Source organism: Calothrix sp. CBUCES-K 9914, from assembly GCF_059640475.1.
Window position 1 is genome coordinate 1 of the sequence record NZ_JBXXZH010000481.1, and the last position, 3,036, is coordinate 3,036.

Below are 3,036 nucleotides of genomic sequence, written 5' to 3' on the forward strand. Positions count from 1 at the left end.
TGTGATTTTGCTGGGCCACCAACAGCTGGGTTACAAGGTTGCCAACCGATTTTGTCCAGGTTGAGCGTCAACAACAAAGTACGACAGCCAAGACGTGCCGTCGCAAGTGCAGCTTCACAACCAGAGTGACCTGCACCAACGACGACTACATCGAAAGCGTCTTGGAATTCTACGGAATTGTGCATGGTCATAAACAAACACGCTCTTCTTAGAGATACTGTTAATTTTAACCGAAATAAACGATTTTTTGTAATTCAGCTTGCATTCGTCCTTGGTTAAATTAATTACAATACTTTTCAACCATAAAACTATTTTATCAATTACCTCATAACTATCAATATTCACTAATGATTAAGGCAAACTTCATCTAAAATTTACAATAAGAGTATTAAATAAAACAGCCCTACCAAGAAACATGAAAAATCATCAATTAAGCTACTACGACAAAAAAATAGAATGGCGCCTTTCCCCAATGCACTTGGACAACTTCAATCTTCTACTAGGCATATCCGGAGTTGGGAAAACTCAAATTCTCAAATCAATTATGAACTTGCGCTCAATGCGTTATAGAGAAGGAATAGCTGTTTAAATTTATTAATATGTTAAAGAAATTTCTCAAAAAAGGCATTTATACTTGTTTAGTCGTATTAACTAGCTTAACTTTAGTAGCTAGCAATGGAAATTTTCATCATGCGACTGGTAACAAAGACTTGAGAAACGATGAAAACTGTTTAATTGAACGTGCCTTAAAATACCCGAATCCAAACCGTCCATGTATTACAAACCCAATACCATCATTAACTCCAGCACCTACTCCTAACTTAGCATTACCGCAAAAAGAACGTTTTTTAGCTTTTATCACACCTCAATTACCATTAATACCCAATCCAGGTACGTTTGAGTACATTATGTTACGTCAATATGGGGCGCCTTTTATTAATCTAAATTCAGCAATAAAACTACCACCAAAAGTATTTTTTCCCAACCCGCAAGAAACTAGAGCTTACCAAGCAAGTCTAGTAATGGCTAAAGTTAACAGTGGCAATAACTGCTATCTGCAAAAAGCTGCTGCTGATGCATTTAATATCGCTGACAAACAAATCAATATTCCGTTAAGGTCTGGAAATGGTTCTGGTGACTGTACTCGGACATATGAAACGAACCTCAAATTTTGGAACAAATACGCTAACAGGAATACTTTGGAACAAGTTAAGCAAGGTAGAGAAACTGCTATCTTAAATATAGTGGCGCCACCTGGAACATCACAACATTTATGGGGTTTAGCGGTAGATTTAAGAGTTTACACAGAAGCACAAAGAAAAGCTTTAAACCAAAATGGCTGGTTTCAAACTGTAGAAACAGATTTACCTCACTGGACTTATTTAGGTGTACCAGAGGAAAAATTACCTGATTTTGGCTTTAACAAGAAAATCGTCACTGGAATTACTTACTGGTTAACACCATTGTAATTTTATAAACCCTGTTTTTACCACCGACTGCTGTTACTATTGAGATTGGTAGGGAGATGAAACAAACTTGATAAATGTGAGTTTGTTATTTTGCCATTTATAGTAATAATGTCCAATGCCTTTGTTACCGTCTTGACCACCCGTGCGTCCTGTAATTACTAACAATTTACTGTTTGCTTGATAATGTAAACCACCATCAGGTCTGGGAGGAACGTAACCGGCGCCACGTTGGTCATGATAGCCTTTAAGTTGTGGTGATAAATAAATTTTACCTGTTTTGAGGTCAGCAATAATACCAGTACTAACTCCACCCATCGCGCGGTTCAGACCTTCTGCAATTACATAATGTCCAGCAAAGTTTGTACCTTTACTAGCTACAGATTGAATATCAGGTAAATAATCTTTTTGCTCTTGGTTATCAGCTTTGAGTGTAGCAGCTTTACCTTTATACACAGGGTTTGCAGGATATTTGTCAAAGTCGGGTTTTACTGTTTGAGCAACTTGTTTGGTTGGCGCCGCAAATACAGGAATACTTGTAACAACCGTACTTGAAGCTACTATACCCGAAATAGTAAGCGCCGCAATGGCAAGATAACGTTGTAACATATTCATAATATAAACTTTCATAATCAAAACTAGATAATATAAGACTCAAGTGCGATGACCCACTTTCCGCACGGGAGCGATAATAATTACAATAAATGTGACATCTCAACCCTGGAGTTCTAACAGTGGGCTTATTCGATGATTTGAGTCGGTTTCTGGAAAGCCGTTTAGAAGAGTTCTTAAAAAACAACCCGCATTTGGAGTTGGAAGCACTGTTAGACCAGTTGCGTCAACAGGAGGGAGATACATTAAAACTAATTGCCGACTTACAGGTGCAGGAAAAGCGCTCTCAAGATGAAATTCTTGCCACAGCTACCGAAATTCAAAAATGGCATCAGCGAGTACAAAAAGCCAAAGCTGCCAACCGTCAAGACTTAGCTTCTGCAGCACAAGAACGTGAAGCAGCACTACTGCGTCAAGGAAACCAGCAGTGGGCAAAAATGCAAGGTATCAAAGACCGTATTAAGCAAGCAAAAGAGCTTTATCAAAAAATTCAAGTACGGCGCCAGGAAGTTCAAACCAAAGCAACCCAAGCACAAGCAACACGCGCGCAAGCTCAAGCGCAGACCAAAACCCAGCAGCGCATCGAAAGTGACGGTTGGTGGAAGTCAACTAACACTTCAAGTAGCTTCGACGACTTAGAAGAACAGTTTATTCGTTTAGAAACCGACGACGAACTGCAAAGGATGAAAAGGCAAATGGGAAAGTAGGGTGTGTGACACCATAACAATCGCGAAATAAAACTAATGAACTAGTAGTGTCACGCACCTGCGCGAGTTAGGAGCTAATTATTATTATTGGCGCCCTAATCAGATTTGTGCCGCTAATTTTCAAGCGAGGATATATTCCGATTCCAATACTGCAAGGGATAGAATAAAATTTCCCCAACCCCCCTTGGTAAGCAGGGCTGATTCGTTCCCTCTCAAATCGGATTTGTCAAGATGGTTAGCTATAAAAATCA

Annotated in this window: 5 protein-coding genes; 3 read left to right on the top strand and 2 right to left on the bottom strand. The window is 39.2% G+C overall.

Annotation, left to right across the window (positions count from 1 at the left end):
* Window positions 1-191: FAD-dependent oxidoreductase (locus tag AC2JBO_RS44195; RefSeq protein ID WP_496959957.1), on the bottom strand; the 191-nt coding region annotated here is incomplete at its 3' end.
* 224 nt (window positions 192-415) lie between these two features.
* On the opposite strand from AC2JBO_RS44195, the gene AC2JBO_RS44200 reads away from it, so the two are divergent.
* Both AC2JBO_RS44200 and AC2JBO_RS44205 read left to right on the top strand, forming a co-directional pair.
* Entirely contained in the window at window positions 416-589 is a 174-nt protein-coding gene (locus AC2JBO_RS44200) for a hypothetical protein (protein ID WP_496959958.1), read from the top strand.
* Window positions 590-599: 10 nt separating this feature from the next.
* A complete protein-coding gene (locus AC2JBO_RS44205; protein ID WP_496959959.1) occupies window positions 600-1,469 on the top strand; it encodes a D-alanyl-D-alanine carboxypeptidase family protein in 870 nt (289 codons plus the stop codon).
* 36 nt (window positions 1,470-1,505) lie between these two features.
* Here AC2JBO_RS44205 and AC2JBO_RS44210 read toward each other — a convergent pair whose 3' ends face one another.
* A complete protein-coding gene (locus AC2JBO_RS44210) occupies window positions 1,506-2,081 on the bottom strand; it encodes a hypothetical protein (RefSeq protein WP_496959960.1) in 576 nt (191 codons plus the stop codon).
* A gap of 119 nt (window positions 2,082-2,200) precedes the next feature.
* On the opposite strand from AC2JBO_RS44210, the gene AC2JBO_RS44215 reads away from it, so the two are divergent.
* Window positions 2,201-2,785 (top strand): TIGR04376 family protein, encoded by a 585-nt coding sequence (locus AC2JBO_RS44215; protein WP_496959961.1) that lies wholly within the window; start codon window positions 2,201-2,203, stop codon window positions 2,783-2,785.
* Window positions 2,786-3,036: the final 251 nt, after the last annotated feature.